This is a genomic window from Saccharibacillus sp. CPCC 101409, from assembly GCF_030518235.1.
Classification (GTDB): domain Bacteria; phylum Bacillota; class Bacilli; order Paenibacillales; family Paenibacillaceae; genus Saccharibacillus.
Genome location: NZ_JAULSA010000004.1, coordinates 41,676 through 55,655 on the forward strand (window position 1 = coordinate 41,676; position 13,980 = coordinate 55,655).

The 13,980-nt window shown below is 56.9% G+C and carries 10 protein-coding genes and 1 tRNA gene; 2 read left to right on the forward strand and 9 right to left on the reverse strand.

Annotated elements, in window-relative coordinates; genetic code table 11:
• Positions 1-97: 97 nt before the first annotated feature.
• The 5 genes from ispG to QWJ34_RS10590 all read right to left on the reverse strand — a co-directional run bounded on the left by ispG (position 98) and on the right by QWJ34_RS10590 (position 5,936).
• Positions 98-1,228: a flavodoxin-dependent (E)-4-hydroxy-3-methylbut-2-enyl-diphosphate synthase gene (ispG, locus tag QWJ34_RS10570; RefSeq protein WP_302727567.1), complete on the reverse strand. Its 1,131-nt coding sequence runs from the start codon at positions 1,226-1,228 to the stop codon at positions 98-100.
• A 145-nt stretch (positions 1,229-1,373) separates the two neighbouring features.
• Positions 1,374-2,630 (reverse strand): ATP-dependent protease ATP-binding subunit ClpX, encoded by a 1,257-nt coding sequence (clpX, locus tag QWJ34_RS10575; RefSeq protein ID WP_302727568.1) that lies wholly within the window; start codon positions 2,628-2,630, stop codon positions 1,374-1,376.
• Positions 2,631-2,649: 19 nt separating this feature from the next.
• On the reverse strand, positions 2,650-3,240 hold the full coding sequence (gene clpP / locus QWJ34_RS10580) for an ATP-dependent Clp endopeptidase proteolytic subunit ClpP (protein ID WP_087801036.1): 591 nt from the start codon (positions 3,238-3,240) through the stop codon (positions 2,650-2,652).
• 295 nt (positions 3,241-3,535) lie between these two features.
• Positions 3,536-4,855: a trigger factor gene (gene tig / locus QWJ34_RS10585; protein ID WP_302727572.1), complete on the reverse strand. Its 1,320-nt coding sequence runs from the start codon at positions 4,853-4,855 to the stop codon at positions 3,536-3,538.
• A 181-nt stretch (positions 4,856-5,036) separates the two neighbouring features.
• A complete protein-coding gene (locus tag QWJ34_RS10590; RefSeq protein WP_368046480.1) occupies positions 5,037-5,936 on the reverse strand; it encodes a hypothetical protein in 900 nt (299 codons plus the stop codon).
• A 276-nt stretch (positions 5,937-6,212) separates the two neighbouring features.
• Between QWJ34_RS10590 and QWJ34_RS10595 the strand changes: the two genes are divergently transcribed.
• Both QWJ34_RS10595 and QWJ34_RS10600 read left to right on the forward strand, forming a co-directional pair.
• A tRNA-Arg gene (locus QWJ34_RS10595) sits at positions 6,213-6,286 on the forward strand.
• A 134-nt stretch (positions 6,287-6,420) separates the two neighbouring features.
• Positions 6,421-7,815, forward strand: a complete 1,395-nt coding sequence (locus QWJ34_RS10600; RefSeq protein ID WP_302727574.1) for an ATP-binding protein — start codon at positions 6,421-6,423, stop codon at positions 7,813-7,815.
• 115 nt (positions 7,816-7,930) lie between these two features.
• On the opposite strand, the gene QWJ34_RS10605 is transcribed toward QWJ34_RS10600, so the two are convergent.
• From QWJ34_RS10605 to QWJ34_RS10620, 4 genes are all read right to left on the reverse strand, one after another.
• Positions 7,931-8,512: a copper amine oxidase N-terminal domain-containing protein gene (locus tag QWJ34_RS10605; RefSeq protein WP_302727575.1), complete on the reverse strand. Its 582-nt coding sequence runs from the start codon at positions 8,510-8,512 to the stop codon at positions 7,931-7,933.
• 119 nt (positions 8,513-8,631) lie between these two features.
• Entirely contained in the window at positions 8,632-10,212 is a 1,581-nt protein-coding gene (locus QWJ34_RS10610; protein ID WP_302727576.1) for a response regulator, read from the reverse strand.
• A complete protein-coding gene (locus QWJ34_RS10615) occupies positions 10,209-12,116 on the reverse strand; it encodes a cache domain-containing sensor histidine kinase (RefSeq protein ID WP_302727578.1) in 1,908 nt (635 codons plus the stop codon). The genes QWJ34_RS10610 and QWJ34_RS10615 overlap by 4 nt, the downstream gene beginning before the upstream one ends.
• 189 nt (positions 12,117-12,305) lie before the next feature.
• A complete protein-coding gene (locus tag QWJ34_RS10620) occupies positions 12,306-13,970 on the reverse strand; it encodes a type 2 periplasmic-binding domain-containing protein (protein WP_302727579.1) in 1,665 nt (554 codons plus the stop codon).
• Between the last annotated feature and the right edge of the window lie 10 nt (positions 13,971-13,980).

The following is a 13,980-nucleotide window of genomic DNA, read 5'->3' on the forward strand; positions in this document are numbered from 1 at the left end:
AAGTGCTTTTGATAAAAAAAGACGGCCTTGCCGGGCGTTTGCCCGCAAGCCGTCCTGCTTATGAATCTTTATTGTCCGACAGCCGTTCTTACTGGGTTCACGCTTCCACCTGCGCCGCTTTCGGCTGATGGCGTTCCTCGCGGCCCGGAATCTGGCCGGTCGCCTCGTAAGCGACCACGATCGCGTCGATTTCTTTCTTCAACTCTTCGACCATATCGGCTTCCGGCACTTTGCGGATCATCTTGCCGTAGCGGAACAGCAGTCCTTCTCCGCGCGCGCCGGCAATGCCGATATCCGCTTCGCGGGCTTCGCCCGGTCCGTTCACCGCGCAGCCGAGCACCGATACTTTGATCGGTACTTTGATCTTGGAAATATACTCTTCGACCTCATTCGCGATCGAGAACAAGTCGATATCCAGCCGGCCGCAGGTCGGGCAGGAGACGAGCGTGGCCGCATTCGTAATCAAGCCGAACGTTTTAAGCAGTTCGCGCGCCACTTTGACTTCTTCGACCGGATCGGCGCTGAGCGAGATGCGCACGGTCGAACCGATGCCCATCGACAGCAGCGCGCCGATCCCCGCGGAACTTTTGATCGTGCCCGCATGCAGCGTGCCCGCTTCGGTGATGCCCAGGTGCAGCGGATACGGAATCACCTGCGCCGCTTTGCCGTAAGCTTCGATCGCCATCGGTACATCCGACGCTTTCAGCGACACGATAATATCGTGGAAGTCGAGTTCTTCGAGGATACCGATATGGAACAGGGCGCTTTCGACCATCGCATCGGCGGTCGGATACCCGTACTTTTCAAGCAGATGGTTTTCGAGCGAACCGGCGTTGACGCCGATCCGGATCGGGATGCCTTTTTCTTTGCAGGCTTTCACGACCGCTTCGACTTTCTCTCGCTTCCCGATATTGCCCGGGTTGATGCGAACTTTGTCGATGCCGTTCTCGATCGCTTTGAGCGCTAGCTTATAGTTGAAGTGAATATCCGCGACCAGCGGAATATGAATACGCTTCTTGATCTCTTTGATGGCGTCGGCCGCTTCGTCGTTGTTGACGGTAACGCGTACAACCTGGCAGCCCGCTTCTTCCAGGCGAAGGATCTCGGCCACCGTCGCTTCGACGTCGGCCGTTTTGGTCGTACACATACTCTGGATAATCACTTCGTTGCTGCCGCCGATCACCAGATTGCCTACCTTTACAGGCCTTGTCTGTTGTCTCAAGTACATTTCGTTCGACCTCCAGATCGGAAAGAGCAAGATAGCGTCCGTTATCGGACGCGGGAATATCGCTTCGGGCTTATCGCAGCAAACCGGCCAAACCTTATAGGTTGACCGGCTCGGCGACTAACTTATGGAAGAGAAAGAAAAGCCGTTAGGCACTTTCTTCCTGCTTTTTGTCTTTGCCTTCGCCAAGTTCGGGAACAACCTTCTCCTTGACGACTTTCTCGGTAATGACGCATTCCGTCACGTCTTCGCGCGATGGAACTTCGTACATGACGTCGAGCATCAGACCTTCGATGATCGCTCTCAGACCGCGGGCGCCCGTGTTGCGTTTGATCGCTTCTTCGGCGATCGCGCGCAGCGCTTCGTCTTCGAACACGAGGTTGACGTTGTCCATCTCAAGCAGCTTCTTGTACTGCTTGGTCAGCGCGTTCTTCGGTTCGGACAGGATGCGCACCAGCGTCTCTTCATCCAGCGGAGCCAGAGTCGAGATAACCGGGAGACGTCCGACAAACTCCGGAATCAGACCGAACTTGAGCAGATCTTCCGGCAGCGCCATCATCAGGTATTCGCCGGCTTTCAATTCGCGTTGGCCTTCGCCTTCCGCATTGAAACCGATGACTTTTTTGCCGATCCGGCGTTTGATCAGCTGCTCCAGGCCGTCGAAGGCTCCGCCGCAGATGAACAAAATGTTCGTCGTATCGATTTGGATAAATTCCTGATGGGGATGCTTGCGTCCGCCCTGCGGAGGAACGGAAGCGACCGTGCCTTCGAGGATCTTCAGCAGCGCCTGCTGCACGCCTTCGCCCGACACGTCGCGGGTAATCGAAGGATTTTCCGATTTGCGCGCCACTTTGTCGATTTCGTCGATGTAAATAATGCCGCGTTCGGCTTTCTCCACATCGTAATCGGCAGCTTGAATCAGTTTGAGCAGGATGTTCTCTACGTCTTCGCCCACGTAACCGGCTTCCGTAAGGGAAGTGGCGTCCGCAATCGCGAAAGGCACGTTGAGAATACGAGCCATCGTCTGCGCGAGCAGCGTTTTACCCGAGCCCGTAGGACCGATCAGCATGATATTGCTCTTCGACAGTTCTACGTCTTCGGATTTGCTCTGCGCGTTAACGCGTTTGTAGTGATTATATACGGCAACGGACAGCGATTTCTTCGCTTGATCCTGGCCGATGACATACTGGTCGAGAATCGCGCGGATTTCCTGAGGTTTCGGAATATCCTTCAGATCCACTTCCTCTTCGTGTCCCAGTTCTTCTTCCACGATCTCCGTGCACAATTCGATGCACTCGTCGCAGATATATACGCCGGGTCCGGCAACCAGCTTGCGTACCTGCTCCTGCGTTTTACCGCAGAAGGAGCACTTCAGCTGACCTTTTTCTTCGTTGAATTTAAACATCTAACCACCCCTTCGAGGATTAAGGATTAATCGGTCGCTCAAGAACTTTGTCGATCAGTCCGTAAGACTTTGCTTCTTCTGCGCTCATGAAGAAGTCGCGGTCCGTGTCCCGCTCGATTTTCTCAAGGGGCTGACCTGTCGTATCCACATAGATTTTGTTAAGCTTCTGCTTCGTCTTGATGATCCAGTCCGTATGGATCAGAATATCAGAAGCCTGTCCGCTAACTCCGCCCAGCGGCTGGTGAATCATGACTTCGCTGTTCGGAAGCGCAAATCGTTTGCCCGGCGCTCCTGCCGTCAGCAGAAGGGAACCCATGCTCGCCGCCATTCCGACGCAGATCGTGGATACATCCGGCTTGATGTATTGCATTGTATCATATATACCCATGCCCGCAGTTACAGAACCACCGGGGGAATTAATGTACAAGTAGATGTCTTTCTCTGGATCTTCCGCAGCCAGAAACAGGAGCTGAGCGATAATCAGATTCGCCACATGGTCGTCGATCGCATCGCCAAGCAGAATGATCCGATCCTTGAGCAGCCTCGAATAAATATCGTAGGAGCGCTCGCCGCGGCTTGTAGATTCAACAACTGTAGGAACTAAACTCATGCGATCAACCTCGCTTTCTTTGGACAATTTGCGTGCAGGGAAGCCGCGCTTTCGGGCTTATGCTTCTATCCTACGCTTTTAGTCTACCATTTTCAAAGGCGGATGTCATTTTTCAGTCCGCGCTAAATGCGCGGAGCCGAAGAAAACTCGCAAACAATGACTTACGGCTTTCAAATAAAACAACAAGACACGCTCAAATTCATAGCGTGCCTTGTCCATATGAATACTTATTTCGAGAATAAGCACCGGTCATGCTGTTCGATTGTTCGAAACCGGTACGGCTCCGGAATCCGAATTACTCGGCGGATTCTTCGGCGGCCGCGGCCGGAACTTCCTTGCTGTTTTCCAGCAGGAATTCGATTGTTTTGCGCAGCGTGATTTCGTCGCCCAGTCCGGACAGCGAACCGTTGGCGCCCAGGATGCCGCGGATTTCGTCCGTGCTGCGTTTGTACATGTCGGCCATCGAAGTCAGTTCTTTTTCGATGTCTTCTTCGGAAGCCGAGATGCTTTCTTCCTTCGCGATCGCTTCGAGAACGAGGTTGTTGCGCACTCTCTTCTCGGCATCGGAAGTCATTTGCTCGCGCAGATCTTCAGCCGTTTGACCGGAGAAGCTTGTGTACATTTCCAGGTTCATGCCCTGCTGGCGAAGACGGTTGTCGAAGTCGCGCATCATGTTCTCGACTTCGCCGTTCACCATGGCTTCCGGAATTTCCACTTCCGCGTTTGCCGCTACCGCTTCGACTACCGCGCCTTCGCGGGCAGCGTCGCTTTCGCGTTTTTTGCGATCCGCGATTTCTTTCTTCAGATCTTCTTTGTATTCGTCAAGCGTTTCGAATTCGCTTACGTCTTTGGCGAACTCGTCGTCCAGCTCAGGAAGCTGCTTGCGCTTGATTTCGTGCAGCTTCACTTTGAAGACCGCTTCTTTGCCGGCCAGTTCGGCTGCATGGTACGCTTCCGGGAACGTCACGTTGACGTCTTTGGAATCGCCCGTGGACATGCCTACAACCTGCTCTTCGAAGCCCGGGATAAACGAGCCCGATCCCAGTTCGAGCGAGTAGTTCTCGGCTTTGCCTCCTTCGAACGCTTCGTCGCCTACGTAGCCGTCGAAATCGATCGATACAACGTCGCCGTCGGCTGCCGCTTCTTCGTCCACGACGGTCAGCTCGGCGTGACGGGTTTGCAGACGCTCCAGCTCGGATGCGATTTCTTCGTCGTTTACGCTGATTTCGGATACCGGCACTTCCACGCCTTTGTATTCGCCCAGTTTCACTTCCGGCTTAACGGTTACTTTCGCTTTGAATTTCAGCGATTGGCCTTTGCCGAATTGTTCGATATCGATCTCCGGACGATCGACCGGGAAGATGCCCGCTTCTTCTACCGCTTCGCTGTAAGCTTCCGGCAGCAGGATGTCGATCGCGTCGTTGTACAGGCTTTCCACGCCGAAGCGGGCTTCGAAAATGGAACGCGGCACTTTGCCTTTGCGGAAACCAGGCACGCTGGCTTTCTTAACGACTTTTTGGAATGCTTTATCAAGCGCGGACGCTACGCGTTCCGCTTCGACTTCGACTTCGAGAACGCCAAGGTTCTTCTCCGTTTTTTCCCAACTTGCTTTCATATTGAGTATTCCCCTCCAACAATTAACTGTCAATTAATGAATGTAAAGTACTGCTTTCACGTTCGCAATAACCATTCTATCATAACCAAATTCATTTCGGATTTCAAGCGCAAACGCTGATCGGACGCCAAAACAAGCCCGAAAGCGTCAAAAAGTAACCGTTTCCCCGGCCGCCGCGACTTTATCGCGTCCCGGGAGCGCTTTGCGTGAATGCGCGAAGCGCGCGATCCGCCTGTTCGCTGCGAAAACGCAGCTCGCCCGTAATCCCGTAAATCTCACGTATGCGCTCGGCGCGTCCGCCGCCTTCGAGCGCTTCCGACGCCCTCGCGTGCAGCGCCGCCGCCCAGGCGTCGAGCTCGCTGTCTTCCTCCCGGACCAGCGCGACGTAATCCGGCGTGCCGTAGGCCGCCATCATAAACTGCATCCACAGTTCCCGCGCAAAATAAAACAGCGAAGGATCGCTCGTCTCGGTCTGCTCCGCTACGCGGCGAAGCACTTCGCCCGCCGCGGGAGGAAACTCGTCCGGAGACAGCGGCGTCCGCTCGATCTCCAGTTCCAGCACGCTTCTGTTCCGGCGCAGCCGGACCGGACCCGAGGCGCCTCTGCGCTTCAGCGTTTGCAGCACCCGGAATTGAAGCAGCGGATGCAGATCGCCGGTTTCCAGCCAGCTCGCCAATTCGCGGTCGGCCGAAGCGTCCTCCAGATACGCGAGCTGCTCCAGCGCGATCTGTCCGCGCTCCGTCATCGGCTCTTCCATCACCCGCCGGACCAGCCTGCCGGCGTACCCGGCGTCTTCGCGCTGCTTCTCCAGCGTTCGCCGCTTCAATACTTCGCCCGGGTCTTCCGCGGCTTCTTCGCCCGCCAGTACGGCCGCATTGTCGTAGGCGTCCTGTGCCCCGCCCGGGAACGCTACCCGCAGCCATTCGAGCAGCGTGCTCCATTCCTGGCGGCTGCTCTCGCTCTGTCCTTGGCAGCCCAACAGGAATTCGAGCGTTTCGATCGCTTCGCCGTAGCGCTCGGTTTCCAGCATTTGAGTGAGCTTCGTCCGGTAAAACTCCAGCGTTTGCGGCAGCAGAACCACCGCCGCCTTGTCCGTTTTGCCCGTGGAATCGATAGGCGTTGCCTCCTTTCTTTCCTCATATCGAGGCTAAATTATACCATACCGCTTTCCCTTCTGCCCAAATTCCGCTCCCGCTCTTGAACGCAAACCCAAAACCAAAATCCAAAACCGAATAAATACGATATATATAAGTAGAAATAAATCCCGAAAGTACTTTTCTTGTTGAAATTCTTTTTTCACGCTTGCACTAACCAAGCATTTATGATATATTAATTTCTGTTCTGTTTTTCATTTCTTGTCCCAGTAGCTCAGTTGGATAGAGCATGCGCCTTCTAAGCGCACGGTCGGGGGTTCGAATCCCTCCTGGGACGTAAAAGGTAAGGCTCTCCTTTCGAGGAGGGCCTTTTTTGTCGTTTCCAAATCGAGCATCCGGCGGCCCATTGTTCAAAACTGGAACTTTCTTGTTATAATTAATTTCATATTTATGATAAAAAGGAGAACGGCCATGAATCGACTGGAATGGATAAGCCGCATCGCCGGCTTGCACCCCGAAGATGCCGAGACGCAGTACTGGCTCGGGCAAGAATTAAGCGGCGCCGGGCGCTACGCCGAAGCGCTGCGCGTCTACAGCGAAGGCCTCGCGTTATGCCGCGAGGAGAAGCTCCGCACAGCGCTGCTGCAAGCGCTGACGTCGGCCAGCGCCGCGCTGCAAAGCGGCGCGGCGGCGGTTCCTCCGGCGGCAGCGGAGGCCCCGGCGGAGCCGCAGGCCGAAGAAGCGGCGGCAGCCGCGGCAGAGGCCCGCTCGCACGAGCGGCGCGAGCACGAAGTCGACCATGGCGAAGACGGCGGCAAAGGGCTGGCTTTGGATCGCGAACCGGAGGCCGCCTCCGACGACGAAAGCGAAGCGGAATCGGACGGCGAGTTCGCGGATCGCGGCGAAGCCGGGACTTCGCCCGCAGCCGCGCCGGGCCGTTCGGCCGGACGGCCAGGACTCCAGGTCGTGGACGGAGGCCGGACTCCGGCCCGGGCGGACAAGCCGAACGCGATCCGCTTCGAAGACGTCGCGGGCCTGGAAGAATTGAAGAAAACGATCCGCATCCGGATTATCAGCCCGTTTCAGAATCAGGGGCTGTTCTCGAAATTCCGCAAAAAATCGGGCGGCGGCGTGCTGCTGTACGGTCCTCCCGGCTGCGGCAAAACGTTTATCGCCCGGGCGACGGCCGGCGAATGCGGCGCAAACTTCATGCCGGTCAGCATCACCGATATCCTGGATCCGTATATCGGGGTCAGCGAACGCAATCTCAAAGATTTGTTCGACAAAGCGCGGCAGCGGAAACCCAGCATCATGTTCTTCGACGAGATCGATACGGTCGGTTATAACCGCGGCCGTTCGTCCTCCAGCATGCGCGGCGTAATCGATACGTTCCTGACGGAGATGGAAGGAATCGACACCGATACCGATCAGGTGCTGATTCTCGGCGCAACCAATATGCCCTGGGATGTCGACAACGCGCTCAAGCGCCCCGGCAGATTCGACCGGCTCGTATTCGTCGCTCCGCCGGACGAACAGGCGCGCGAGCAAATGTTCAGGTTGAAGATCGAAGGGCGATACGCCGAAGGAATCGATTATACTCGACTGGCCGCCCGCACCGATCTGTTCTCCGGCGCGGATATCGAGAATCTTTGCGAGCGCGCCGCGGAACGGGCGATAGGCGAGATCCTGGAGACCGGCCGCGAGCGCGCGATCTCGATGGAAGACTTTGAAGCGGAACTGGAAAGCACCCGGCCGTCCACGCTGGAATGGCTGCGCACGGCCAAAAATTACGTCAAGTACGCCAATCAGTCCGGCATTTACAACGATGTCGAAGCTTTTCTGGGCAAATACGGACGGCGGATTTAGAACGAAGTCAACGATGCGCGGGCTGCTCCGTTCAAGCAATTGGCCGCAATAAAAAAAGCTGTTCCTGCCCGATCCGGGTCCGGGAACAGCTTTTTGCGCGTCAAACCGGTTCTTTTTATTTGGCGGACGGCGGAGTCGGCGGTTTGGGAGCCGTCGGGCCGGATGGCCCTGAAGGCGACGCCGGAACCCGCGAAGGCGTTCCCTGCGAAGAAGACGGGCTTCCCGTATCCGATTCTTTGGTGATCAGCACGCGGCCTCCGTTTTGATCCCATTCCAGCTTGGCATTCAGCAGATTGGCCGCGGTTCGCACAGGCAGCATCGCTTTGTTTTCATAGATCAGCGGCGGTGCTTCCAGCGTGATATTCTGGCCGTTGCGGCGGGCGTCGCGGCTGCCGAGCGTCAGCACGAATCGTTCGCCTTCGCCGGTAATCGTAATCGTGCGCCACGTCTTGCTGTAGCGGAAGGTGTAGTCGCCCAGCGCTTTCAGATCGGTCAGCGTCAGATAAGTCGTCCCGTTTCGAACCAGCACTTCTCCCGACGCAAGCCGGCCGTTTATGTAGACCGACGTCCCTGCGGCTTCGGCCTGTCGGACATACGGCAGCACGGCGACCGACGCCATCAGCGCCGCCAAAGCGATCGAAAGCAGTTTTCTCCGCCCCGACGCTTTCCAGACGTCTGCAAGTTGCTTTTTTATCATGTTTCGCCCTCCCCTCGATATACCGGTTTTTAACCGGCCGCGGGATGTTCTAATCGTATTTCGGACGCTGACGGCGCTGCGCTGTGCCCGAACTGTGCGGCATTGTTCTTTCGATCGTTCTAAGGTGTCTGCTGCGTATGAACTTTGCTCCGGTATTCGTGCGGAGAGATGCCCTCGAGTTCTTTGAACACCCGGGCAAACTGCTTGGCGTTCTCGAACCCGACCGCTTCGCCCACTTCCGACAGTTTGAGTTCGTATCCCGACAGCAGCTCTTTGGCATGCTCGATACGCACTTTCTTCAGGTACACCACAAAGCTTTCGCCGGTATACGCTTTGAACGCTTCGCTGAAATACGAGTAGTTGAGCGATACGTGATTGCTGACCGTGGCCATGTTGAGCGGACGAGCGTAATGGGTTTCGATAAAGGCCACGGCTTCTTTCAAATTCTCGTTCTCGGTATAGGCGAGCCGGACCTGCTTGATGTAATCGTTCAGGCTCGACAGCAAATTCTCCAGCCCGCGGAAATAATCGTGAAAGTAGCGGAAGTTGTTCCAGTCGCCCACCTTGCGGTACAGCTTGAGCACTTCCATGGACGCTTCCCCGTACTGCCGGAATACTTCGTCGAGCAGCCGCTCGTTGATCAGCCGGGCCGCTTGTTCGATATAATCGATATCGATCCGCGCCAGCTGGTCGATACGAAAAATGCGGTACAGCAAATCGCCCATCTCCCGTTTGCGGTCCGTGCCGAGCAGATTGCCCAGCAGACGAACCTCTTCTTCCGGCAGAGGAAACATCCGGCGTTCTCCCTGCTCCCCTTCGATCGCCAGCGCGTTCACGCGCCGAACGCCCGGATGCAGGAACGTATACTTGAGCGCTCTCGACGCCGAGCGGTAGCAGGCGGGCAGATTCTCCAGCCGCCGGCCGGGCGGGCCGATGCCGATCAGCAGGCCGCCCAGTTCCCGCTTCTCGGCCAGTTCCGCCAGCCGGGCGAAGCGGTCCGGCGACGGATCGACCAGCACCAGACGGCCTTCGCGGTCCCAGAGCGCGGCCTGGTAAGCGTCGAACGGCGGACCGTCCAGCCGTTCCACCACGGCTTCCAGCTCCTCGCGGCTCATGCTTCCGCCCTGTTCGTAGCGGTAGGTCACGACGCCCAGGTAAAACGGCAGCGCAATGCCCGCTTCTTCGGCCGAGAAATCGCCGAGGATCTGCGCCGCTTCGCGTTCGTTCTTGGCTTCGAGCAGCTGCCCCAGCCGGGCCAACCGCAGCCGCTTCTTGTAATCGATCGCCGCTTCCTGTTGTTCCGAAGCGGAATCTCTGCGTTCAAGCTCTTCAAAAGCCCTGCCCAGCGCTTCGAACAAATCTTCGCGCCGGATCGGCTTCAACAAATAGTCCCTGACCTGAAACCGGATCGCCGTCTTGGCGTATTCGAATTCGTCGTATCCGCTCAGCACAAGCACGATCGGCCCTTCGGACGCCCTACGCTCGGCGCGCAGCTTCGCCAGCAGCTCCATGCCGTCCATAATCGGCATGCGGATATCGGTAATCACGATCTCGGCCGGCCGCTCGGCGTGCATCTCCAGCGCTTCGCGCCCGTTCGCCGCCAGGCGGACGCGGCACGCTTCGCCGAATTCGCGGCCGATCATCGCCTGCAATCCCTGCCTGATATTTTTCTCGTCGTCCACAATCAGCAGTTCTCTCATTCTTCCCATCCTCCTCCGGTCAGCAGCACCCTGGGGATTGTCAGCACGACGCGCGTATACTGTCCTTCCACGCTTTCCAGGGACAGACCGTACTCTTCGCCGTAGAACAGCCGCACGCGCTGGTGCACGTTGCGCAGCCCGATTCCGCCCAGCTTTACTCCCGTATACGACGTCCCCGGCGAATCGCTGCCGCTGCGGATCTCTTCGTTCAGCTCGGCCAGCCGCCGCGGATCGATCCCGCTGCCGTCGTCGGTCATCCAGATACGGATCTTCGCGTCCGCGTCTTCGCGGATTTCGATCCGGAAGCGCCGATGCTCGCGGCCTTCGTCCAGCTCGTTCCAGGCGTGCTTGACCGAATTTTCCACAATGGGCTGAAGCGACATTTTCAGGATCTCGAGTTCCATAAACCGCTGCGGAATATCGCATACCAGCCTGACCGGTTCGTCAAATCGGATATTCATCACTTCGATATAGTTCTCGATATGGCGCAGCTCGTCTTTAAGCTTGACGTATTCGCCCGTCCATTTGAAGTTGTAGCGCATCATGCCGCCAAGCGAAGTCAGCGCGTCCGAAATCTGCATCTGTTCTTCGATCTCCGCCAGCATCTTGATATTTTCCAGGGTGTTGTACAAAAAGTGCGAATCGATCTGGTTGTACAGGGTGCGCAGCTCGGCTTCCTTCATTAAAGCCTGCTTGCGCACCGCTTCGGCGATCAGCTCGTTGATCGTCTGCGTCATTTTATTGAAATGATGCGCCAGCTCGCCGATCTCGCCGCCTCCGCTGATCTGGAGCGAAGGCCGGAGCTCGCCTTTGCGCACCCGCTTCATCGCGTCGGCGAGCTGTTTCAGATTTTTCAAAATAAACGAATTCATAATGTAGGTCAGCATCGCCAGCACGAGGATAAAGCCGATGTTGGCGTAGATCAGCATGCTGCGGGTCCGGTTAACGTCCTGCAGCATCTTCTCCAGCGACACGGCGTTCAGCAGATAAGCGTCCATGCGTTCGAGCGGCGTGTACATCAGCATATAGGCTTCGCCGCCTTTGTCGTAGCGCAGCGTGCCGTCCGGGATATTCGGGTCTTCGCCGGGATCGCCGAGGCCGCGCAGCTTCGACACCGCGTACTGCACGACCGGGGATGCGTCCGTCAGCAGATCGCCGCCCTGCGCGCGGGTGTACACGCTGTCGCCGGTGACGAGCAGCATCTGCGAACCGTCTTCTTGAAGTTCGCCGAAGATGCGGGGCGCAAACTGGTCGAGCCGCATATCGACCTGGACGACGCCCACATGCCGGTCTTTGGGCAGATTGATCTCCCGCAGCAGCGACAGCTTGGGCGGATCGTTCTCGGACGGCGCCGTCCCGCCTACGTCCTGAAGCGCTTCCCGGGGCTGGAAATACCAGGCCTGACGTTCGCCGAGTCCCTGGGCCAGCGCGAACCAGGGTTTCTTGCGCACCCGGCTTTCCCGGAAAATGATCGGCCAGATTTCGTAGTTCCGCTCGTTGGCGGTGTACAAACGCAGATGCAGCACGGCCGGATTGGTGACGAGAATCCGCGTGAGGTTCGCGTAGGCCGTGTTGTTGAAGTCGACCAGCTCCGAGGTGGGCGTATCGCCTTCCTCGGTCAGATACCGCTGGACGTCCTGGTCCGACAGCGGAAGCTGCCCCGCCCGTTCCATCGTCTCGATCTGATTGACGATTACCTGCTTCTCGCTCTGCATCAAATAGTCGCTTTTGTCCCGCGCGTCTTCGATATAACTGTCTTTGATGTCGTTGTAGAAATAAGTGGACAGCAGCGTGCTCGGAATCAAAATAAGCAGCGCGTAAGCGGTCACCAGCCGGCTTTGCAGCGAACGGGTCGCAAGCCAGCGGTACAGCGCCGTGCCGGCCGACTTGAGTGGTCTGTCCATGGCTCCCCCTGTATCCGTTTTCATCGCTTTGTGCTTTTTTATCATACCGAGTCGGCCGAGCCTCTGACAAGCCCAAAACCCCAAAACAGTCCGGTACCCCGAATATGTATCTTCGGGGTACCGGACTTTCATAAAAGCGGCGGGTCCGCGGAAGCGGCCGATCCCGGCCGTCCGCAGAGAAATCAATCGTTATTTCGCGCCCAATTTTTCGAGATTTTTCTCATACTCGGTCTGCTGGTACGCCTGAACGTCCGCAAGACCGGACGATTCGCGTTTCTTCTGGTAATCGGTCCAGATCTGGTCGAATTCCGCATCCGATCCCGCCAGCAGCAGCTTAGGCAGCGTTCTGCCCCACAGCTGTCCGAGCTTGGTGTTGGCAATGCCTTCTTTGGAGTTGCCCGTCGGATTGATCTGGTCGAATTCGGATACGCTGATCGTTTTGCCGCGCGTCCAGTCCGCCATTTGTTTAAACGGTTCCACCGCTTCCGGCGCCCACTGGTCGGTAATGTTCGTGTCCATCATCATCCAGTATTTATGCGACGCGCCGTATTTCGTATCGAATGCCGGGCGGTCGGTATTGAGCAGTTCCAGCACTTCCGGCTTGAATGTCGGTTTGCCGTCGACTTCGTCGTACGTTACGCCTTTTTCGCCCAGGTACAGATCGCTTTGTCCTTCTTCGCTGGTCAGGTAATCCAGGAAGCTGATGGCGCGCGCTTTGTCTTTGACGTCTTTGGAGATCAGGGTCAGCGTCCAGCCGGAGATAACCGGGCCGGCCAGGGTCGGAGCGTCTTTGGCCGCATTGGCCGGTCCGTCGACCGCGATATAAACAGAGTTCGGATCTTTCGCGAACAGCGCATTCTGCGGGTTCGTGAAGTCGCTCCGCTGGTACATCATGGCAAAGTAACGGCCCTGCGCGATTTTTTCTTCCATTTGAGCGCGTTTGTCGATAAAGATGTCTTTGGCGAGCAGTCCGTCCTGGTTGGCCTGACGGAACGTTTTCAGCCATTGTACGTATTCCGGATCGGTTGCGCGGTCGTAAAGCTTGCCGTCTTTTTGCTGCGGGATCGCCAGGAAGTTTTGCAGGTAGCCTTCCAGCGAGTAGTTGCCGTTATCCGTGAATTCGTGCAGGCCGATCGGGATCAGCGGCTGTCCGTTCACGTCCGGGAATTTTTCTTTGGCGGCTTTGAGCGCGGCCAGGAAACCTTCCGGCGTGCTCATGTCCGGTTTGCCCAGCGCTTCGTACATGTCTTTGCGCACCACGAACGTCTGGTTGGATACATAGTTCTCGCCGTATTTCTCATAGTCGGCCGGCGAGGAGGAAGCGTTCGGATAACCGTAGAAATTTCCGTCTTCCTGCGTGTACCACGAAACTTTCGCCGGATCGGCAACGTTCGTGAGGAAGTAAGGATCGTACTGTTCGGACAGTTCGTTGAGCGGCAGCACCAGCTTGCCTTCGATCATTTTTTTGACCGCGTCGTCGCTCCAGGCGATCGTCACGAAATCGGGCAGCTTGCCGGAAGCCATCATCGTGTTCATTTTTTCCGCTTCGTTGCCGGCCGGCACGATAAAGTTGATGCCGACACCGGTTTTCTTGGTCACGTACTGGCTGGTCAGGTCTTTGCCCCAGTCGGTGCCCGTATACCAGGCGAAGTTGATATACCAGTCGAATGTGATCGGCGAAGTGTCGTTTTTCCAGCCCGGTTGTTCCGGATCGACTTTGGAAGTCTGCGCGGCATCTTCTTTTTTGTCGGTCGACGCCGTTTCCTTGGTCTGTCCGCCCGACGAGCACGCCGTGCTGAAGATCATCAGCATCGCCGCGAGCATAATCGAGAATCGTTTGCCTGTTTTTCTCATGCTTCTACCC